Annotated in this window: 16 protein-coding genes and 1 pseudogene; all 17 read right to left on the reverse strand. The window is 45.3% G+C overall.

Annotated features, from left to right (window positions below; translation table 11 throughout):
• Positions 1 to 88: 88 nt before the first annotated feature.
• Positions 89 to 640, reverse strand: a complete 552-nt coding sequence (locus tag ACGE0T_RS15215) for a DJ-1 family glyoxalase III (protein WP_459187464.1) — start codon at positions 638 to 640, stop codon at positions 89 to 91.
• Positions 637 to 2,289, reverse strand: coding sequence for an ATP-binding protein (locus ACGE0T_RS15220; protein ID WP_459187465.1), 1,653 nt, complete (start codon positions 2,287 to 2,289; stop codon positions 637 to 639). The genes ACGE0T_RS15215 and ACGE0T_RS15220 overlap by 4 nt, the downstream gene beginning before the upstream one ends.
• Positions 2,290 to 2,561: 272 nt before the next feature.
• Entirely contained in the window at positions 2,562 to 3,005 is a 444-nt protein-coding gene (locus ACGE0T_RS15225; protein WP_459187466.1) for a hypothetical protein, read from the reverse strand.
• An 86-nt stretch (positions 3,006 to 3,091) separates the two neighbouring features.
• On the reverse strand, positions 3,092 to 4,549 hold the full coding sequence (locus ACGE0T_RS15230; protein ID WP_459187467.1) for a TolB family protein: 1,458 nt from the start codon (positions 4,547 to 4,549) through the stop codon (positions 3,092 to 3,094).
• Positions 4,550 to 4,565: 16 nt separating this feature from the next.
• Positions 4,566 to 6,290 (reverse strand): DUF6057 family protein, encoded by a 1,725-nt coding sequence (locus tag ACGE0T_RS15235; RefSeq protein ID WP_459187468.1) that lies wholly within the window; start codon positions 6,288 to 6,290, stop codon positions 4,566 to 4,568.
• Between the two features lie 280 nt (positions 6,291 to 6,570).
• Complete coding sequence (locus tag ACGE0T_RS15240) at positions 6,571 to 8,382, reverse strand: glycoside hydrolase family 2 protein (RefSeq protein ID WP_459187469.1); 1,812 nt, start codon at positions 8,380 to 8,382, stop codon at positions 6,571 to 6,573.
• Positions 8,383 to 8,466: 84 nt separating this feature from the next.
• A complete protein-coding gene (locus tag ACGE0T_RS15245) occupies positions 8,467 to 9,471 on the reverse strand; it encodes a family 43 glycosylhydrolase (RefSeq protein WP_459187470.1) in 1,005 nt (334 codons plus the stop codon).
• 30 nt (positions 9,472 to 9,501) lie between these two features.
• Positions 9,502 to 10,386: a beta-propeller domain-containing protein gene (locus ACGE0T_RS15250; RefSeq protein ID WP_459187471.1), complete on the reverse strand. Its 885-nt coding sequence runs from the start codon at positions 10,384 to 10,386 to the stop codon at positions 9,502 to 9,504.
• A gap of 13 nt (positions 10,387 to 10,399) precedes the next feature.
• A complete protein-coding gene (locus tag ACGE0T_RS15255) occupies positions 10,400 to 12,193 on the reverse strand; it encodes a c-type cytochrome (RefSeq protein ID WP_459190484.1) in 1,794 nt (597 codons plus the stop codon).
• 15 nt (positions 12,194 to 12,208) lie between these two features.
• A complete protein-coding gene (locus ACGE0T_RS15260; protein WP_459187472.1) occupies positions 12,209 to 14,692 on the reverse strand; it encodes an HzsA-related protein in 2,484 nt (827 codons plus the stop codon).
• An 11-nt stretch (positions 14,693 to 14,703) separates the two neighbouring features.
• A complete protein-coding gene (deoC, locus tag ACGE0T_RS15265) occupies positions 14,704 to 15,405 on the reverse strand; it encodes a deoxyribose-phosphate aldolase (RefSeq protein ID WP_459187473.1) in 702 nt (233 codons plus the stop codon).
• A 14-nt stretch (positions 15,406 to 15,419) separates the two neighbouring features.
• Positions 15,420 to 16,454: a zinc-dependent alcohol dehydrogenase gene (locus ACGE0T_RS15270; protein WP_459190485.1), complete on the reverse strand. Its 1,035-nt coding sequence runs from the start codon at positions 16,452 to 16,454 to the stop codon at positions 15,420 to 15,422.
• 278 nt (positions 16,455 to 16,732) lie between these two features.
• Entirely contained in the window at positions 16,733 to 18,250 is a 1,518-nt protein-coding gene (gene xylB, locus ACGE0T_RS15275) for a xylulokinase (protein ID WP_459187474.1), read from the reverse strand.
• Positions 18,251 to 18,276: 26 nt separating this feature from the next.
• Positions 18,277 to 18,756 carry a Lin0368 family putative glycerol transporter subunit gene (locus ACGE0T_RS15280; RefSeq protein WP_459187475.1) on the reverse strand — a complete coding sequence of 160 codons (480 nt, stop codon included), beginning with the start codon at positions 18,754 to 18,756 and terminating at the stop codon, positions 18,277 to 18,279.
• Positions 18,753 to 19,136 (reverse strand): Lin0368 family putative glycerol transporter subunit, encoded by a 384-nt coding sequence (locus ACGE0T_RS15285; protein WP_459187476.1) that lies wholly within the window; start codon positions 19,134 to 19,136, stop codon positions 18,753 to 18,755. Before ACGE0T_RS15285 ends, ACGE0T_RS15280 begins: the two co-directional genes overlap by 4 nt.
• A gap of 27 nt (positions 19,137 to 19,163) precedes the next feature.
• Complete coding sequence (locus ACGE0T_RS15290) at positions 19,164 to 20,168, reverse strand: SMP-30/gluconolactonase/LRE family protein (RefSeq protein WP_459190486.1); 1,005 nt, start codon at positions 20,166 to 20,168, stop codon at positions 19,164 to 19,166.
• 36 nt (positions 20,169 to 20,204) lie between these two features.
• A pseudogene (locus ACGE0T_RS15295) lies at positions 20,205 to 22,709 on the reverse strand (glutaminase domain-containing protein); the annotation flags it as partial.
• Positions 22,710 to 22,941: the final 232 nt, after the last annotated feature.

A 22,941-nucleotide genomic window follows, 5' to 3' on the forward strand; every position in this document is an offset into this window, starting at 1 on the left:
ATTAGGATACCCCTATAAGAAAAGGTGAAAGTTCAGAGATTATTCCGAGTTTTCACCTTTTTCCTTATAATTGTTCTACCCTTTACATTTAAATTTTAACCAACAAAGCCGCAGAAACCTCGTCGGCGATCTCTTCGTCCCGCAATGATTTCAGAATGGTCAACCCGAAATCAAAAACAAATCCGGGTCCTTTACACGTGATGATATTACCATCCTGTTCCACTCCGTTATCCGTAGGAATCGCCCCTGTCATAGTCGGTTCGAAATAAGGGAAACAACAGGCTTTACGTCCTTTTAATAACCCTAAACCACCTAAAACCATAGGCCCTGCACAAATAGCGGCGAGTATTTTACCTTCTTTATGTTTCTCCAAAATAAGTTCTTTCAAGCGAGTACAGGTATTCAGATGGTTACTGCCGGGTATGCCTCCCGGAAGAATTAAAACATCCGTGTTACTGAAATCAACATCTTCAAAGACATAATCAGCTATTACCGGAATATTATGTGCTCCCATTACTTTCAAATCCCCCATGATGGAGACTGTTGCAACTTTGATACCTCCTCGTCTTAATATATCGACGGTACCGAGTGCTTCAATTTCTTCAAATCCTGTTGCCAGGAATACAAATGCTTGTTTCATACCCTTACTTTATTTTTATTTAGATAATACTTTATTTTGTGCTTTAACAATGGTATATCAACCGGCTTTACCAAGTAATCATCGAATTTGTATTTTTTTGCTTTTTCTTTTTCTTCAGCAAAAGCAAAAGCCGTGAGTGCCAGAATAGGAATATCCGGCGAGAGTTCCCGTATCTCCTGTGTCGCTGCAAACCCATCCATGACCGGCATCTTTATATCCATCAGAATCAAATCGGGTTTATACTTCTTAAATAATTGTACGGCCTTTTCGCCATTATCTGCGTAGATTAACCGATATTGTTGCTTTAAAACCGCTAACAACAAAAGATAGTTTTCCAGCACATCTTCAGCGATAAGAATTGTATATTGCCCGGGTAATGCGTCCGAAATAGTATCAGAGGATATCTCTTCTTTTTTTTCTTCAAATGCCGGTACAACCGGATCTGTCAGAGGCAAAGTAAACCAAAAAGTAGAGCCTCTTCCTAATTCTGATTTGAGTCCCATTTCTCCTCCCAACCTCTCAATAATCATTCTGCATATGGATAATCCCAATCCCGTTCCTTGCTTGAATTCATCCAGTTTTACAAAACGTTCGAATACGGCATTCTGCTTGTCTTTAGCTATTCCGACGCCGGTATCGGTAACGGAAACACGAACAAAGTCTTCTTCTACCTTATACGACAGAGAAACAAACCCCTGAGTTGTAAATTTTATCGCATTAGACAGCAGGTTCAGTAAAACTTGCTCGACACGTTGCATATCTGTCTGTAACCGGACAGACGGCAGCGAGTCTCCATGAAATAACAAAGCCACATCCGAAGTCATTTTCAGCGATTGTGAAACGTATGCTCCGTGGCAGATATCTTTTAAATCAACATTAGAAAATTTGTATTTTAATTCCCCGGATTCTATTTTAGCAAAATCCAGAATATCATTTATCAGTTGCAGTAGCAACTCACTATTGCTGTTAATAATAGTCAGGAACTCTTGTTGTTCACTAGCATTTTCCGTTTCCGTTATTAACCTTGAAAAACCGACAATTGCATTTAAGGGAGTACGTATTTCATGGCTCATATTAGCAATAAAAGCATTCTTCATCTTATCGGCTTCCTGTGCTTTAATCAAATCCAATTCATTTTGCCGTTGGTCTGTAATGTCCCAAAGCATTGCCAACAATAAGGGAGAAGCTCCCGGATCCGGGTTGGTTATCAGTAAGCGAACGATATTTACAATACGGACTTCACCATTAGGCTTCTCATATTCAAGCATTGATTTATCAGTCCGGCCATGGTTTATCGTAGAATAGTCTTCTGTCCGGATTTCGTGTGCTCTTCTAGGGTCCGTAAAGAGGTCGAAGTCTGTTTTTCCTATGATTTCAGCAGCATCTACTTCCATAAAATTTTCTGCCGCATGATTGAAATAGATGTATTTAAAACCGTCAAAAATATCTTTTACGATGATAGCTACAAATATATTCGAGAGGATCGTATTCATCAATATACTCAGGAAATTTATCTTCCGCTGATTCAGAAGGTTTTCATTCATTTCTTCTATCTCAGCTTTTCTCACGACATTTTGAGCGACTTCTTCTTTCAGCACTTTTATTTGTTGAATCAGTTCTTCTCTCGAAAATTGATCATATATATCCATATCGTACGATTCAAGGTTTATCTATTCCAATACATTTCTTGCGTTTGTCGGTTACATCAACGCATTGCGACCAAAGATATATATAATAACCAGAATATTAAAGATATTTTTAACCATAAGTTATGAATTTCTTAACTTATGCATCATCCTACTTTACATTTTAAATCAATTTCGTATTTTTACAGGAGCTCCGAAGAAGAAATGCAGCATTATGAGAACTTTAGAAGAATTGATTAATAGGTATAACCAGATTGGAAAATAATGGGCCAGATTTATTCCCCGGTAAATAATATATAGTTGAATTGTATCCTTTCCTGTGGGATGCCATCCAAGGTCATGTCCAGATAGATCGTTCCACCTCTTTGAAGTATACTGTCGGGTAACGGGGCAAACAGATAATTTTCGTAATAACTATCCGAAGGGATTGGCGTATGTTCCGGATTCAAAGGACTTTCCAGATAAATTCCCATAGGATGCTTGTGCCGGTCCAGAAGATTTATCGAGACTGGGATAGATTGGCTGGTTACCGTATCCGCATCATTGTAAACCCGGATGTATACTCTCATACCGGATTCCCCATCAATAATCAAAGGATTCACATCATACAACTTAATGGCCGATTGCACGGAATCATCCTCCAGATTCCCGGAGCATCCACCAAATGCACAAGAAATGCACAAGACCACAAAAGCCAGTAGTAATACTTTCTTCTCCATATTAAAAACAGCTTAACACGTCAAAGATAATATAAACCAATAGCTTTCCAGTAAACAAATTATTTATACCTCCTATAAAACAACCTTTATTTCCCCTCTACCAATCGAAAACTTACAGGAGTTGCTTCTTTTTCAGCCTGCTTCCGTATCCGCAAGGCCCGGTTTTCTACTTTTCCAGTAATGAACTCCGGTATATTATAGGACTTCATCAGAGTTGTATAATATTTTGTCTTCTTCTGAGGAAGCAGGAATGGCTTGGAGATTTCCCCGTTCTCATTCACATAGGCAAAGAAAGGACGTGTGTACAAACCATCAAGACGACGGCTACTGAAAACAATCCATCTGCCATTGGAAGACCAGGAATGATAGCTTTCCGTATTATCACTATTCAAGGCTTCCGGATAATGGCCTTTCCCTGTTTTCAGGTCTATCAGATACAAATCGGCATCTTTATGCCAGATTGGGAATGTGCCATAACCGGAAATTGTACAAAGTAAATAATTACCATCCGGAGAAATCCGGGGAAATGAGATACTTTTTCCATTTAAACAGGCATTATATAATGTATCGACAGTTGTACTGAATGCCCCGGAAGAGGCATCAAAAGACAGGCTACACAAACTATATTTTAATTGACGGATAGAATCCGGCATCGGACAAGCCGGAGCACTACAATAATAAAGTGTTTTTCCATCGGGGGAGAATGTCGGAAAAGTTTCAAAGCTTCCCTGGGTAAATATTTCAGGGGCGGATAATATCACTCGTTTTTCAATATCATAGACTACGACATCCGAAGCCGTGTCATATACTTCCGTCCGCTGAGTCGGGTGCATATCCTGAGTTGTTTTATTCACGGAAAAAGCGATATACTTTCCAGACGGATGCCAAAAAGGATAAACCAATGCAGACATGGTTTGTTCCGCTTTCGTATTCAGAAAATCCATATGTTCCTGATTTAATAAAACTGTCCCGGCTGTCTTGCCACGCATATGGAAAAGCATCTGCTCCGGATTCCGGTTACAAAAAGAATGGCAGTTCACGCAGTTATATCCGGTCATCTTATTTTCGTAAATAGCACTTTCTTCGTACGATTCGAGGTCACGCTGGTAAATCCCCATCTGGTTCCACAAAGCATACCCTGGCTCTATCAGGCGATAAGCCAGATACTTGTCGACCGGTTCTTCTGCCACATAGATATGAAACGGAGCATATCCCTCCCATCTGCCTTGTTCTTTCTTTACTACCGTTACCTCCAAGGCTTGCCCTTTTGCCCCGGCAAGCAGGGATTTCCATTTCTTCTCCGGGATAATAATATCACCATTTTCCGCATCCACCACAAACTGCTGACTGCCATACTTAAAAATCACATATGCCTCATCATCCGAGCAGATAGAAAAGTTCAACGGTGCAATATTAAATGGAACCGTAACTTCCGCATAATCCGGGTAAATAACCGGCACTTCCTCTTTATAATTTGTAATTGTCCTGTCGCCGGAACATCCCCAACAGATAAACAGCAACAGATAAACCCATATTCTTTTCATCTTTTCCATCCCTTTTTTAAAACATCAGATAAAACCAGTAAGTATCACCAAATGAAGCCGCCATCACCTCCCTGAAATTCAGGAAAGAGTGCTTCTCTATCATATCCTGGTCGAAAGCACCATACTGTTGCTCCACTTTCAGGCTAACGCCCTTCTGTGCCCAGACAGCAGGAGTTTTCTGATACAACGCAACGATAGCTTCCTGTTGGCTGGTAGCCAAAGATTGCCATACTTTGCTCCGATAGTACTTCTTATGTAACCCATCGAACGTTTTCAAATCCTTCCTCAGCAGAGAATAGGCTATCAGGTATTGAAGAGGCAACGGATTATCCGGATTATTTACGGAAAGGTATTCCAGCGTTTCCAATCCGGAAATTGCTATCCGGTATTGGTCATCCCGCAACAAACCTTTCCTCTTTTCCCCATATGACAAATCCTGCAAAACATTGGCATCATTATAAAGATACCGGCGCTGACGGCTTGCCCAATCCCGGTAAAACAAGGTCTGTTCCAATAATTTAATATACTTTTCCGCAACCGGATAATCTCCGGTAATCAAGTTTGTCCGTACAAGGCATTGCAACAAACGTACGTTACCACATGCAGAAGCCACACATCCTTCAAAAGCGAACTTTTGTGCAAAAGTAACATTACCTATATAATAGTTTATATCAGCCAGAACAATGGCACTACCCAGAGAACTGTTCCATTCCGGAATCAGGCATCCCTCGTTTACCTGAGGATAACAAAACAACTTCTCACCCAATTCTCCTTTACAAGCCAATGCCAGATTCAACACATTCATAGTTTGGACATCCGCATGTTTCATAGAAAAAGAAGAAATAATCCGATCCCATTGCTCAGTTCGCAGATAATAGTCTTGTTCCATATTTTTAAGGGAAATATGTTTCTCCTGAAAATCTATCCAGTAGAAAAATAACAGAACCAGTATCCATTGCCCCCCAAAAAACCAATAGTTGTCAAACCATTGCCTTCCCCTGAACCACCAGGCTAAAAGAATAGAAACCAATAGCATAATCCATGGAAGAATTATATTTTCCGATTTTACCAACGGCTCATAATATAAATCGGGTAGAACAATCATTTGGTATTCTCCCTGCCATGCAAGCAGCATGGAAGCATAGGTTATAATAATAAGTTCAAAGAGCAACACTGGAAAATAGAACCATCCCTGTTTACGCTGCAAAACTTCCAAAAGGATTATACATACGACAAACAACGACATAACAGGTCCTGCCATCCAAAATAAAAGAAAAACCATCAAGACTGAAAGAATCAAACGCAATGGAAAACGGTCGAAATAAAGGTACAACCGTATGAATACCAACATAAGTAGAAAAGAAACGGTTCCCTGCATCCGGTAATTAATATCCAGATGATACAACAGTAACATCGCAACCGGGAATAAGGCCAATAATCCACACGCACCGGATGGAGACACTTTCCGTAATATACCATACAATAATAGAGCCACCGCTACAAGCAAAAACGTAGTAAGCAATGCTCCCATACATGGTAATGCAAAGAATTGGATAATAAATCCGGACAAATAAAAAGCCAGTCCTGCCGGTTCGCTAACGGTATCTATAAAATATTGCCCGGTCAACGGAAACAGTTGCAACTGTTCCTGATAATAAAAAAAGAATTTATACTGAAACTGTAAAAAAGTGAACAAACAACAACAAATAATTCCCCAAAAGAGTATAGTTCTATATTTCATGGCATGTATTTTCAGTTAACAATCGTTCCAATAGTAAGACACAAAAAAGGCAGGCATCCCTTAAAAAGAAGACATTAAAAAAATAGTTATTTGTATAAAATGGCGATTTTTTAACCTATATCCAGCCAAGAACTATACAATTACACAAAATGATCGAATATGTTTATAAAAGAATGTATTCCTAAACAAGAAGTGCCTCCCGAATGCTAAACAAAAACATCCGGAGAGGCACTTCTATATTGTCAAACAAATCTCTTTTACGCTAAAACAGAAAAGCCGGTTATTTATTCATTTCGTTGATTACAGCCTGGTTGGCTTTTCTTACTGCATCTTCATTAATCTTGATAACCTTACGGTCGTAAGTCATCAAACCGTTCACTTCACCTTCCACGTCTGTAGTCTGTGTATAAACAGCAGCGGCAAAGCCACGGTTTACCAACTCTTTCAAGTGGTTTGCGAACTTCACATACTCAGCAGTCACTTCATTGCTGTTCTTGAACTGGACATAGCCCCAGTTACGTTTGTTCCACCACAAGTGGTTTTCCAAAGGCAAACCGATACCGCCATATTCGCCTAATACAGTTACACGTTGCGGGTCGAATAGGAACATGTCGGGACCCGGATAGTTATGTAAGTCAAGGATATCGCCGCAAGCACGGTGGTTGCCACCACTTGCCGGATTTACCAGACGGGACGGATCATATTGTTTTGTCCATGCCACCACTTTCTCCGTATCGAACTGTCCCCATGCTTCGTTGAAAGGAACCCAAGTTACTACAGAAGGATTGGACATACAGAAATCCATGATTTCTTTCCATTCCTGATAGTAGTTATCGATAGATTCCTGCGAACGTGCTTTGTCAGTACCGCCGCCATATACATGAGGCTGCCAGCTATTGCCCATATCGCCGCTCGGCATATCCTGCCAAACCAGCATACCTTCTTTATCGCAATGGTAGTACCAACGTGCGGGTTCCACTTTCACGTGTTTACGAATCATATTGAAGCCCCAGTCTTTTGTCTTGATGATATCATACAATAAAGCCTCGTCGGTCGGAGCTGTATACAGACCATCAGGCCACCAGCCCTGGTCGAGCGGACCGAACTGGAACAGCGGTTTGTTGTTCAAGCACATACGCATGATACCATGTGCATCGCGTTCAGCAGAAATCTTACGGAATGCTGTATATGATTTAACTTCATCCAATACTTTGCCGTCTTTAGATAAAGTAACCTTCATATCATACAAGTACGGATTTTTTGTATCCCACAAAGTCGGGTTATTTACGCCCAGACGCATTTCCTGTCCCTGGATACCTTTGGCAGAGGCAACCACATTGCCTTTATCCAACAGTTTCACTTCTACGATAGCAGCCGGACAAGCTTCGGCAGTACCGACAGTTACAGCCAAAGTGCTATTGTCGATATTCGGAATAGCCTTGATGGATGTGACATGGTTTTTAGCAACCGGTTCCAGCCATACTGTCTGCCAGATACCTGTTACCGGAGTGTACCAGATACCTTCCGGACGTGAAGTTTGTTTTCCGCGAGGTTGATATCCCTTGTCACTCGGGTCCCAAACACGAACCACCAGTTTCTGGTCTTTTGAACCTTTCAGGTACGGAGTGATATTGAAAGAGAACGGAGTAAAACCGCCTTTATGGGAACCGATCAGTACATCATTGATAAATACATCCGCTTTCCAGTCTACGGCGCCGAAGTTTATCATTACGTCCTTGTTCTTCCAGGATGAAGGAACAGAGAATGAACGCTGATACCACAATTCATTATTTTCGCCTACTTCTTTCTGGACACCGGACAAAGAAGATTCTACAGCAAAAGGAACCAGGATATTTCCATCATAAGAGGCTGGGATAGCAGCACCTTTCGGTTTAATGGCATATTCCCATTCACCATTCAGGTTTACCCAGTCAGCACGTTCCATCAAAGGACGCGGGTATTCCGGCAATACGGACTTGGGATCCACTTTCGTAGCCCAATCGGTCTTAATCTTATCGCCGACAGGTTTCCACTGTGCCTGAGCCGATAGCGTCAGAGCAAGCGCACAACATGCTAATACGATTTTTTTCATGTTACATTACTTTTAAGTTTACAATATTTAAATAGATAAAAGAATCAACCAGTTGCCGTACGGTACGGCATATATCTTTTAAAATCAAAAGACCGGTGTTTCCGCCTCCAACGAAGGAGTCGAGCCTTTTACTTCCGGCCATCCGTTTTTCCAATGGATTTGGTCGAGCATCAGGACACGTCCGGTAGGATTAGCTGCACTTACAGCATGATAAAGCATCCAGTCGTTTCCTTTTTTGTCTTTTACAATTTCCGAATTATGTCCGGTTCCGACAAAAGCATCGTTCTTACGGATTAATATCTCATGATGATTTTCGAGCATCGGACGTCCCTGTTTATCCACATACGGTCCAAACAAATTTTCAGAACGACCGACTACTGTGGTATAAGTACTTTTCAAACCTGCGCAACAAGAACCGATTGATGCAAACAGATAATAATACTTACCCTTTTTATGGATATATGTTCCTTCATAGGCAGTACCGGCTACCTGCTTTTTCTCTGCTCCCTCTTTAATGGAGAGGCCATCATCCGCCAATTCGATGCCATAGATACCCCGGAAACTCCCCCAAAAGAAATATTTCTTGCCTTTATCTTCCACATAGCATTGGTCGATAGAGTTCTGCACGCCGATGGAATTGCTCCGGAACATCATCCCACGGTCGGTAAAAGGCCCCTCCGGTTTATCGGAAGTAGCGACACCGATACCGCAAGTCCATTCGCCACCCCATACGGACATGGAATAATAGAGCACATACTGGCCGTTGATATAATTAATATCGGGCGCCCATAATCCGCCTTTCGGTTCAAAGGTAGGGCGGGTTTCATTTGTAAAAGCAGTCCCCACTTCTTCCCAATCCACTAAATTCTTGGAACGATGGATAGGGAGGTTACGTATATCTTCCGTTGCATACAGATAGAAATAGCCGTCTTTTGCTTTGATAACGGAAGGGTCGGGCAGACTATAATCCACCACCGGATTCTTGTAAGTCTTTTTTGCGGCACATTCCTCCGGGGTGCTTTCCGGCAAAACGGCATGGCAAGCTACTGAGGTAGCCGATAAAAATAAGGTTATCAACAGGTTTTTCATCTTATTAATTAAATTGATTTACAAATTCCATTAATGCCAGGATTTACCCTGAACTTCCATACTGAAAACTGAAGACATGGTCTGGAGCCCTTCATGGTTTTTCAGCGTGAAAAGTATATTTTTTTCTTTATCCACCAAAAACATATGGCTTCTTTTTTCAGGATTGACATGTCCCACCCAATTAGTGAAAAGCAAACGCCCATCCGGGAAATAGTGCATACCTCCAAGGAACTTCAACGGTTCGCCGGGAATATCTTTATTGGATAATTCCCAGACTGTATTTCCTTTTTTATCCAGTTCCACGATACGCGGGTTCTGTGTTTTATCGGCAACGGCAACCAGGGTATGACCGTTCGGAAGGCGGATAACTGAATGGGGACCTCCGGGAACTTTCACCTCCCAGACTACTTTGCCTTTGGGGTTGTATTCTTTCACTGTTTCGCCGCCATAGTGGGCAACCAGATAATTACCGTTGTCTAACCTGCGGGCATTACGCATAAAAGCGAATGTTCCGTCGGCAACACCTTCGGGAAGGATACAGACCTCTTTCACAATCTTTCCTCCGGGCGATATTTCCAATAAGCGTCCGGCATTACATTCCCCGACAAACGTATTTCCGTTTTTCAAGCGCTGGCAGGCGAAAACAGGACTTTCGGATGTATAGCAAAACAAGGTATCCCCGGTCTGCGGATTCACTTCCAGAACACCTTTGCCTGTTGTGAACAGCACATTTCCGCCCGGAAGCACCCAAAGGTCGTTCGACTCGGGTGCTTTATGTTGCCAGACGATTTGGTTATTCTTCATGATAAAGACTATCCCCTGCGAGTAATCCGCCCCGGCAAAAGAGGCATATTGCGCTTTGCCGGAAAGTACGGACAGCAAGCAGAAAAAAGCAAGGCTTATCAAACGTTTCATGCTCATTTCAAGTTTAAAGTGACATTACATATTCAGCCAGGTCATCCAGTTCGCTATCGGACAACTGCTCTTTCGGACCGTGGATACGGAGCATCTCTTTCATAGTGTAACTACGTCCGTCATATAAATAAGGAGCCGTACGCCATATCTCATTCAATGCCGGGACATCCATTTTCACGCCTTCATCGGGTCCGTCAGCCCAGTTCACGTTGTACTGTTTGCCATCCGTATAATACGCACCGGAATGGCAGGAAGCACAATGTTTGTCGAATGCCGCTTTTCCCCGCTGTGCCGGTTCGGACAACTTGCCGTCCACCAAATGCGGGCTGGGGAGCGGAGAAAGTGATTTCAGATATGCATCCATTGCCGATGCCACACTGTCGTCCCAATCGCCGAACAGGATATATTTGATACCGGAACGGACAGCGACCTCAGCATTCTTACGAATACCGCTTATCATACAAGGCGGTGTCTGGTGGGAAAGCACCAGTGTTTTTGTATTCTTCGGATTCCCCATTCCATCGTTCAGCAAGTCCCAGTTCAATCCGTCCATACGTGCATCGTTCGGATGGCAACTGGCACAACTCTGCCATTGCTGGAAACCGAGGGTCGCATCATGGAAATACATATCGCCTTTACCTGTCTGCGTGGAATTAAAAGGCGTTCCGGCAGATATATCCGCCAGCATGTTACCCTGTTCATCCAGCTTTACCAGATTACCCGTATAATAATTTGCCGTATAAACGCCCTGCGGAGTAACACATAAGGCACGGGGGCCTTTACCGTTTGTCGGGTAAAACTTCCGGATACCATATAAGAAACCGGCATCATCGGACACATATTCCCATCCCTTAGTGGACGGGGTCAGTTTCTCGCCAGCCTTTACACGCGCCAGACGGTCGTGCAACCGGTGCCTGTCGATACAAGCCAGTTCGTGGGTTCCTGCTATAGCCACCCAGATATGGCCATCGTCCGGAGACATAGCGATGTTCCAAGGATTGGCCGCTCCTTTCTGGGGTGTATCCAATAACACGGTATTTTCAATTTCCTTTGTATTCAGATTGATAATGGAAAGGGCATTCGTACTCATCCATCCGCGGTCCACCTGATTGGTGGGCAACTGATAACGCGCTAAAAGATGTACGACATAAGCATAGTTACGCCCATGGTCGGTAGCCATCGCTTTCACATCCGTGGAACCGTTCGGTAAAAGCAGACGTTTTACTATCACTTTCCGGTTGGCATCAACAATATCCAACTGGCAAGCAACCGGATAATCGGTCGAAGACATTTCAGGCAGGTTGTTGGCGACCAGCAACAGGCTATCGCCGGCAAATGAAAGAACATCCACCGGCTCTCGCCCTATTGCAACCTTATGTAACACCTCTTTAGTTTCAGGATTCACTTCCCAGAGCTCGTTGTTGTACCGTTGCGTAATCCACAGACTCTTTGTCTGTTTATTATACGCAATGGCAGAAGGGGTATGCCCCAGCTTCGTCTGCGATACAACAGACAGGTTCTCCGGGTTCAGTTCGCACAACATGCCATCGATACCATCGCAAACTACCCACAGACGATGGTCCGGTGTCTGCGCCAGCGCATTCGCGGCAGCTGGAAGAATGGCTTTTACTGAAGTGGGAGCCAAGTCCTTATCCAGTTGCCGAAGTTCCTTTCCGTCCCGGTTGGCTACCAGCAGCCATCCGCTATCATCGCACCATATCCTGTCGGGAGAAAACAATTGCTTATTACCATTGCTACACCCCGCCAGGAGCATGCATATCATATAGGATATTAAAATCCGGTTCATTTTCATGCGTTGCTATTATTTCTTTTTTAGGGATTGGAGATACTGGCGGATGTTTTCTTTTTCAGCCGCTCTCGCTTCTTCCCGTTTCTTTTCGTAATAGGTATAATAATCGTGTTCTTCTTCCGTCCATGCATTCGCTTCACGGTAATCGCCGATGAAAGGCACGCAGAGGTCGAGCCATAGAGCCACGGTAGCTATCTCGTCTTTTGTCAGCTTGCAACCGCCATGTCCCTGTTCCAGACGCTTAATCAAATTACTTGTATTCGAGCCTGCGAAATAAGGAGCCAATAAAGTCGGTTCGGAAAGGTTGCTAATCCAGTTTACTTCCGGATGATGCGCATCTCCCTGCCAGGAATCGTTATCCCGTGTCATATGACGGGCATGCGTCAGTTGAAGGTACGAAGGAGAGAATTTACGTTTCGTCTGTTCATCCACGACCTCCAAATCCCCTTTCAGGTTCAACTTGCTCTTCACCCCATCATGGCAAGCGATACAATGGGCATCCCAAATCGGCTGGACTTCCTTTATATAGCTGAAATTACGGTCGCCGATGCCTTCCGGCTCTATCTGCTGTATCTTTTTGTCCATAGCCATAGAAACGGGATGGGAAGCTACCGGAACCGTGTTTTTATGTTCATGGCAACCTACGCAACTCTGTGTTTCTCCCGGCTGTAGGGTCGACCAGCTACGCATTGTCTGCACCACCCGGTCGTTCTCATCCAATGCCTGGAAATAAAGCGGTGTCCGGGAAGGTACGCGGAAGAAAGCAGAGCCATCCGGCTGTACGTCCACCGTTCCCAGTACACGTTTCACGTCCCAGGAGGCATTACCTACTCCCACCGGGCTGAAGGCATGGCCGCCCCCGCCTTTATCGAATCCGAATGCCGCACCGATACTTGCCACACGGAACACAGGTTCCACAATACGCAGTTTCTTAACGGTTCCTTCGGGAACACCTTTCAAGCCGTTTCCTTCATACACGTTCTGCATATAATAAATGCCTTCATCCTTTGTATAATCCACGGTATTCACCCGTTTGAACGGACGTTTCCGCGGAGCCAGCAATTGCGGCTGGTTACAGGAGATATCCGGGTCGGATACCAACAATTCGCGTTCGCCGGAAGGAGTCATCCAGTAAATACCGAACCTCATCGGATGTCCCACATGATAACCCAGCGGCGTATAGGATACGAGAAATTCATTTTCATTCAGCGGATAAGGATGCTGGAACTGGTCAGTAAACTGGCCATAGGTATCTACCTGAACCGCTTCCGGTTTGCTGATAGGTGCAACAAGCATAACGCCTTCGTTCTCGTCGCGTCCCGCTTCGGGGTCAATGATACACAGTTTACCGTGCTGCGGTGTATGATGCCCCAGAATGGTAGCCATCACCTTGCGGGTTCCCGGTATCTGTGCCGTATGCGTCAGGGTAGTCGGGAAGAAGCTGTTTCCTCCGTAATACTCCGCCTGCCCGGTTCCATCGGGGTTCATCTGCAGAAGCGGTTGCATAAAGACCTGTCCGCGGTCGTTGTATTCCCAGCGGGTATATACGACACGCCCGTCATCCAGAAGGGTCGGATTGGACGTATGCACCTGATCGAAACCGACCTGACGCATATAGCGTCCTTCGCGGTCGCAGAGATACAGGTTGCTCACTTCCACCGTCCAGCAGTCTACGGAAGAGCCGCAGCGGGTTGAGTTGAACAATATATTATCATCCGGCAGATAGATGGCTTCGATATCGGCAAACCCAAGTCCCGAAGTCAGTTGTTTCACCTTACGTGAAGGGAACTCCATTTCATACAGGTGGAAATCATCTTCTTTTGCCGATTTCTTCCAGGAGAACACTACATGCTTCCCGTCGAAATGGACATCCGGGTCACGGAATACGCCTGCCGTATCTTCCAGCAGCGTGGTCTGTTTCGCCCAGATGCCGTCCATCTTTATCATAGCCAGTTCGCCGCCTGCATAATAGTTGCATTCGGCGCGGGCATCCGACAAGCCTTCCGTATAGGCAAAGAAAGAAGGACGCAGGGTACGGAATTTTGTAAAGACAACCTCCGGATTGTTCTTCACAAAGGCGGACAGCCTGCCGGCACGACGTTGTTCGCAAGCCGAAAGATACGCTTCAAACGCTTTTGCTTCGCTTTCCTGCGTACCATCTACGGAGACGGATACATTCAGTCGCTGCAGACGGGCTTCCAACTGTTCTTTCAGGCTTCCGTCGAACCACTGCACCTCTTTTCCATCCTGCAACCACCAGTCGTAGAAGACGGGGTAGTCGCGGTAAAGGGCGACATGTGCTTCCCGAACCAATTGCTTTACGCTGTCGTCCGGCATCGTTGCCTTTGCTTTGGCAACCGCCTCGAAGCGTGTCTGCATCCCGGTAATAAAACCTTGTATATCGGTAGGACGCATCTCTTTATACTCCTCCTTGCTTCCACAGGATGCGAAGAGCAGAATAAAGAGACAGACTCCTATTTTATATAATCCTTTCATACGGTAAGGAATTATCCTTTATTCTTTAATGCCTTATAGGCTTCGACAATGGCTATACCGCTGGATGTACCGATACGGGTCGCCCCGGCTTTAATCATGGCAAGCGCCGTATCCAAGTCGCGGATACCTCCGGCAGCCTTCACGCCTATTTCCGGCCCGACTACACGGCGCATCAGTTCCACATCGTGAACGGTTGCACCTGCCGTACCGAATCCGGTCGAGGTCTTTACGAAATCCACACCGGCTTCTTTAGCGATAAGGCAAACGGTTTCTTTTTCTTTATCCGTCAGGTAACAGGTTTCAAGAATCACCTTGCAGATAACGCCTGCCGGACGGCAGATGGATACCATATCTTCCAACTCCTGTTTTACAATATCGAGTTTGCCTTTCTGCAAAGCGCGGATGTTGATGACCGTATCTATCTCCGTAGCACCTTTGGCTATGGCATCACGTGTTTCAAAGGCTTTGCACTCTACTGTGGTTTGTCCGAGCGGGAAACCGATTGCCGCACCGGTACGCACTTTCGAGCCTTTCAGCAATTCCACGCAGGTGGTTACTTCCGCCGGATTGATTGCCACCATGGCAAAGCCGTATTCGCGGGCTTCCGCACACAGTTTTTCAATATTTTCTTCTGTTCCGTAAGGTTTCAGGAACGTATGGTCTATCATTCCTGCCAATGCTTCTACCGATAAGTTTGCTATTATTTCGTTCATAACGATTATTCTATTTAAAATGTCAATACTGTTTTTATTACTTCATTGCGGCGAACGGCAGCCAGTGCCTCGTCTATCTGGTCTATTTTGAAACGATGGGAAATAAAATCGGATGCGGAAAGTTTGCCTTCGCGTATCCATTGAGCCAACGGTCCCATTGCGGCTTTCTCTTCGGAACGGGTAGGCCAGCGATGGATATACAGGTTGAAATTGTAAGGAGCCCGGTCGAGGTCGAGTGTCGGATGTTTGGTCATCACCCCATACACGCAGATATCGCCAGCCATCTTAATCAAAGGAAGCGCGGAGTTTACGATCGACGGCAACCCGACGGCATCGATAATGGTATCATACGAACGGGCGGCAGCTTCTATAAATTCGGGCGTGCCGACTTCTGCCGGGGTATAGCCGTTGTCGGCTCCAATCCGGCGTGCCAGTTCCAGTTTTTCAGGGAGCATGTCTACGATATCCACTTGCCCGAGGCCGAACAGTTTTCCGAGTTTGACAAAACTCAGCCCCACTGGTCCAGCACCGAATACCATCACTTTCTTTCCCGGAGCCAGACGGAAATCTTTGAAGGCTCCCAATATCTCGCGCCATGTACAGGCGATTACCGCTTCTTCCGGCTGTACATCGGCAGGTACGGCATTCTGTATTTCGAAACTGTCCCAGCATCCCTGTTCAGGCGTGGCAAGTCCTTCTTCTTTCAGTACTTCAAAATCGTTTACTACGACATATTCGCTAAAACCTCCCCATCCGCTATAGATACCCGGAGTCGTAAATGTGGCATTCAGGCCGCCTATTACACGGTCGCCTACACGGAAGTTCTTCACTTTGTTTCCTGTTTCGACCACTATACCTACATTTTCGTGTCCGAGAGCCATCGGATACTGGTCTTGTCCGGGGAAATGTCCGGCAATCAGTTTGCTGTCGGTCGCATTACACAGGGCAACCATTTCAGTCTTGACCAATGCCTGGTAAGGGGTAATAACGGGCATTCCGATTTCCCGGATTTCCACCTTACCCGGTTCCGTTATGATTACGCTTTTCATTTTATTTCCTTCCATTTATCACTCTCTTTTTAGAATTTTATATTTAATGCCTTTCGCAATTTGCGAGCTCTTCTTTTTTTGTTTTTTAAGTTCGCGGGAACTCCCGAAATACTCCTTTTTCATTTTTCTGGTTTTCGGAGACTTCCACAAGCTTCTTTTTTCATTTTTCAAGCTTTCAGCAACTTCCGCAAACCTCTTTTTTCGTTTTTCAGGCTTTCAGCACCTTCCACGAGCTTCTTTTTTCGTTTTTCAACTCTTCAGCAACTCCTTCCGGTTTCTTACAATTCCGCCAAATCTGCATAAAGCATCTTCAAGCTATCATATGCTTTATCGAATACGGGCATCAACCGTTTATATGTCTCTACGTTTTCAGGAATCGGCTGCACGGTTTTATTGATACGGATAAAGCGGTCTGTTACGCTGAAATCCTTAAACAACCCCGAACCGATACCGGCAAGGATAGCTGCCCCCATGGAAGTAGCCTCATCCAGATAGTTCGGTATTTTTATTTCCGTTTGGTAGATATCCGCCATCATCTGTTGCCAGATAGGATTCTTGGCACAGCCGCCTATCACAGTCATGCTTTCAACCGGAACATGGGCTCGGAAAATGTTGACGATTAATCCGAGATTCATCGTTATCCCTTCCATAACAGAACGGAGCATATCGCCGTGGGTATGTCCGACCGTCAAGCCGATAAATGCGCCTTTGGCATTTACATTCCAGCGCGGGGAACGTTCGCCCATCAAATACGGGAGAAACAACAGCTTGTTTGCCCCTAACGGAGATGCAGCTATTTGCTCGTCTATAAGCTCGTATACGCTGCGCCCGGAAGATAAAGCGGCTTTCTGTTCCGCCTGGCATAGCTGGTTTACCATCCAATTGTATGAAGCTCCGGCTGTCTGCATGGTTCCCGAGGGATGCAGCATGCCCGGTACCACATGCGCCCAGTTCATCGTACGGCGTTCCACATCGACGATGGGTTTCTCTACCGTCAGCGCCACCCAGGAAGACGACCCCAGATAGTTATAAGAAGTTCCGGGAGCCACACAACCCACGCCTACTCCGGCACAACTGCCGTCGCCACCTCCACAAATCACAGGAGTACCTTTACGCAGACCGGTTTCTGCCGCAGCCGCCGCAGTTACTTCGCCTATGACGTCGATGGAGGAACGGACTTCAGGGAAAAGAGACAAATCCAGTCCGGCAGCCTCTATTATTTCATGGCTCCACTCCCACCGGTTCAAATCGTACGCATTCGTGCCGGAGGCATCCGACGGGTCGGTAGCGATTGTACCGCAAAGGCGGAAATTGATATAGTCTTTTGCATTCAGCATCTTGCCGGTATTCCGGAACACTTCCGGTTCGTGCTTCTTTATCCACATCAGCTTTTCGATGGAATAAGAGGCGCTGATACGATGGCCTGTAATCTCATAAAAACGGAGCGGGTCGATGCGTTCCGATAGACAGGCTTCTTCCTCCTGCGAACGCTGGTCGCAATACAAAAGATGCGGGCGCAACGGGTTTCCGTTTTTATCCACGCAAAGGCATCCCATCATCTGGCCGCTTAATGCGATTCCTGCTATATCATCGGGAGAAACGAGTTGCAAAAGGGCATGTGTTGTTTCCACAATCGCTTTCCACCAGTCGTACGGGTTTTGTTCGGCACGGTTGCCGGAAGCGTAATCGGTAGCATAAGCGGAAACAAAAGAAGAAACCAGCTTGCCTTCTTCGTCGAAAAGTGTCGCTTTATTTCCGCTGGTTCCCAAATCATGGGCGATTATATATTTTGCCATATCGATAATATTTGAAAGATTAAGAACTAAAGGGCGGCATTCGTATATCCGGTAAGGCCGACCAATACGCCGCCAACAATTCCTCCGGCGATAATCACCACCCAACGGGGGAATGCTTCTTTCAGCAATCCTGCACGCGAACCTTTAGGGGCACAGAGCAAATCAGCCACAACAAATCCCATGGCTATCGCCCAACCCATATCGACCCACGGTGCACTGCCTCGCGCTCCCTGGTGAATCAGGCTGAACTGCATCGGCAACCCGTTGGCATCCGGTAGCAACCCGGTAGAGAACCCGAAGCCGGGAAGTTTGTGGTTTACCAGCCAGAAGGTTCCTATAATAAATGCGGCTGCCATAAAGCCGCCTATCGGCCCGAAATCTTTTACCAGTTTGGGCCAGCACAGCAATACGGTGAATGTAACGGCAAAAGCGCCGAATATACTGGTTAGTATCCCGGCGTTGTACATGCCGAGGCATTCGTTGTAAGTCAGCAACCATTCGCTCATACGGCATCCTCCTCTTTCGACAGACGGTTGCCACACGAACGCATCGCCCAGACTGTAACCCCGGCAAGCGCTCCGCCTATCAAACAGCAGAACAACGTGGGAACAGCCAGAAAAAAGTTAGTAATATCTCCCTGGAAACGGACTATTCCCCAAGCAATACCGGCAGCGCCGATACACCATCCCTGGTCCAGCCAGATTTTCCCTTCGGGATTTAATATAGCTCCGTTATAGTGGTTCATATACCACATGATTCCGATAATCAGCGTAGCGGCAAGCCAGCCTCCCATCAGCCCATAGGTTTTCCAAAGTTCCGGCCATATGCCGAACGCGAACCCTCCGCATATTGCCGAGCCGGCAAATGTAGACAAGTAGTGTTTCATGGTATTATAATAATGTTTGTGTGTTTCTTACTTCAACTGCAACTTTGCCAAAGTAAACGGCTTGTCGTGTCCGGTATTTGTTTTATCCGGTCCGGTGACGATATCGAAACAGGAAACGATTAATTGTCCGTTCCATACGATAGGTTCGCCCGGTTGGTCTAATCCGCCGTCGCTACCGTCGCAATCCGGACTTTTGGCAATACGTTGGATGTTGCCTTCTTTATCCACACGCGCTACGGCATTTTCCGAGAAGTCGGCAATCCAGATATTGCCGTCGTCGTCGATACACATACCGTCTGTGGTACGAAGCTGTGAAGGGTCGTGTGCCCAGACGTCATTGCTTACGACTTTTCCGTCTTTGTCCATCACGATCTTATGAACGGCGCCATCGCCGAAGTTGCCCACATACAGATTGCCTTCCTTGTCGAAAACAATTCCATCCAACCCGTATTGTACGTCTTTATTCTTCGTGATAACTGTTGTAATCAGGTTCTTGTCTGCTTTCGTATTCGTCACCCTTATATTCCTATCGTTCTTGTCGAAACAATACACGCCGCTTACCAGTAAACCGGAAGGGTCCTGTATGGAAGAAAGGGAACTCTGGGTTACATACAATTTTCCATTGCGATAACGAACACCGTTAGGGTGCTCCATCCCTGAAGCTACCACTACGGTTTCGTTTAACCTGTCATCTTTGAACTTTAAACACAACAATCTCCCTTTGTTTTTTGCCTTTGCAGCGCCACTCCAGCCTTGGTTGTCGCAGATGTACAAATTGCCATCTTCATCAAAAGCCAGTCCCATCGGAGCCGCCCAGCCTGTTTCGGAAAGAACGGGAACATCCAGCCATTTGCTGACTTTTCCGTCTTTTGTAATCCGCACCAGGCAAGCAGGTTTAGACAGGTCGGCGAAGTTCGGGCATGCCAAAACTAAATCCCCATTCGGTGCCACCGCCATGCCATCCGGCGTTGGACAATAATCAGGTAACTCAATAAACAGTTCACTTTTTTGATAAACAGGTACATTGGTCATATTTGGAGCCTGCTTCGCAGCAACCCCTTGAAATTTCTTTTTTTCTAACATTTTCATGAAGTATCCCCCCACAACCGAACGGGCGCGGAAACCTACCGAATTGGCATTTGTTGTTTCATGCCAGTCGCTCAGCGGCATACGGGTTGTCGTTTCATTTGCATATTTATAGACCGGGGCAACCAGTTGGTTGAAATAGCTTGCATCGTCTGCCAGACATGCCGTCCACATAATCCAGTCTGATTTCGTATAGGTCTTACGGCTGTCCAGAGGAAGGCCGTATGTATTTTGTTTTGTCAGGTAATAAGCCGTTTCTTTTTCTGTAATTACAGGTGAGAAGATATTCATTCCAAACAGTTTATCCCATACCAGATTATATTTCTGGCTCCAGGTATTCGGGTGGTCGAATGTCAGGCGGTAGTGGTCGATATCGTTTGCCATGGATTCCCATTTCCGCGCCATCTCGCGGGCGGCGCCGATATATTTGTCGGCTGTAGCCTGGTCGCCCAACATTTCTGCAAGTTTTCCATATCCGGCAATACCCATGATAGCTTTAATGGAAAGATTGGCATTGTGGGCGAAATGTCCGGCAAAATCATCCGTGCAAAGCTGGTTTTCCGGGTCTAATCCTTCTTTCAACAGGTAGTTAGCCCATGTTGTCAATACTTCCCAATGCTTTTTCGCATAGTCGGCATTGCCTTCGCACATGGCAATAGCCGTAGCGAGGATTAACATATTACCGCTTTCTTCTACCGGCATATCGCCTCCGTATGTCTGTCCGTTAGCCTGCGGATAAGTTCCGACATCATGTGCGGCAAACGGTTTATTCCACTGTCCGCTTTCGCTATAATAGAAAATCGGATTCATCATGCCTTTCAGCAATTCCGGATTATATATCAGGTACAAAGGAGCGGAAGGATATGTGATATCTACCGTACCGATCGAACCGTTACTAAAGTTTTCTTTGGAGAAGAACAGCAAATTGCCTTCTTTATCCTGTACCAGTTTATGGGCGGCAAGAGATTGGCGGTAAGCAATAGCACAAAGTTCGGCATATTCTTTATTACCGGCTTTTTCGGCATCGTTCATCATTTGTATATCGAACTTGCGGCAGCGGTCCATTACAGAAGCATAGTCAGCATTAGCTCTTTCCAGCGCCTGTAGCATATCTACTTTTCCATCATGTTTCCAGTAAGCCATACGATTCTCCTTGAAATACTGGATAGCATACAAATCATCGTAACCGATCATCAGGAATCCGTTTGCAGGCGAAGTTACTTTTCCCAGATTTTCAGAGAAACAGAGAACACCTTCCGCAGCATTTACATCAACATTCGGAACGCCTTCCATTGAAGCGGTTCCGTTTTCTGTAAAGTGCTTCTTCATTTGCTGGTACCCCCCCATACCTATATTAGCATTTTCCTTGTTTCCGGCAGCCATATAAAAATAACCCCAGTCAATACGGACGTCATCGCCTTTCTTTTGCAGGACGGGCTGTTCTTCCGTTCCTGTTTTTGCATAGATAAGTTTGTCGCCCGGTTTACCGATAGAAAGTGTTGTTTCCACAGCCTGACCGTGGTTATTTACAGCCCAATCGGGAGTAGCTTCCACATAAATCTGTACATCGTGTTCTTTTCCGTCCAATGACTGTACTTGATAAGACAAATAATTAACAGGTGTCGTCATCAAATCCAAATCATCCATTAACAAAGGAGCGGTAAAGACGACATCCAACTGTACAGGTCCGCACTCAAATACATAAAAGGTCTGTGTTGGCAATACATTCACAGACTTCTGGATGGCTGCCCGGTCGAAGTATGTACTGTTTTCTTCCTTTGTATATAAACCGAAATCCACATAAGCACCTCCGGTTGTATTATGGCAGTGGGCCGCTATTACATTCTTTCCGGGTTTCAAGGTTGCTTTTACTTCGGCAGACAACTCTTTCAATACATTATTTTTCCAGGAATAATCGGTCGCGATTACTTGCTGTCCGTTAACATACAGTTCAAATACATCATCATGCGAATATTCAAGATAAACGGTTTTATTGCTATAATCTTCCGGCAAGTCAAAGGTACGGCGTACCCAGATATCTTTACTTTCCCACGGGGTAGACAGGTTTTGCATATCGGTAGTTCCAAAAGCGGCTTTTCCTTTCTTCCAGGATGCATCACTAAAACCAGGATTTGTCCAATTACCGGAAGGTTTATTTTCCGTATAGGCGGCATCCCATCTTTCACGTGCCGCAGTCGGTAATATCATGTTCAAAGGAAGTTCTTCCACACCCATAAAGCGGTATACCTGTCCGTCTACACGCAACGCACCTACTAACGGATGCTTCTTTCCCGTCCAATGACGGATGGCATCCTCATTCAGTTTGTCCGTAAACGACCATGCACTTGTATAGGGGTCAATCGTTACCAGAGGATAAGCGGGAGCACGGAGTGCATTTTCTTTCTCCGGTTGAAAATAAGTAGAGGAACTATTACATGCGCTTAATAAATAGAAGAACAAAGCACATAATACAGAAACTTTTTTCATGATATATTTGACTTTTGTTTTAAATCTTCACAAAGTTGATTTCACATAGTTAGACGCAGAATCAACTGCCATCCCCTAAACGACGCGATTTATTTCTTTGCAAAATAACGGCGTTTATGCTGGAACGGGTTTCTCTTTTCGGTCAAAAGCGTTCAAATATCATTCAACAAATCATTCATTCATTTTTTAAATGATTGATATTCAAAAGAGTTATAAAATATGATTGAGGCTA

The sequence above is a fragment of the Parabacteroides sp. APC149_11_2_Y6 genome (genome assembly GCF_054506995.1).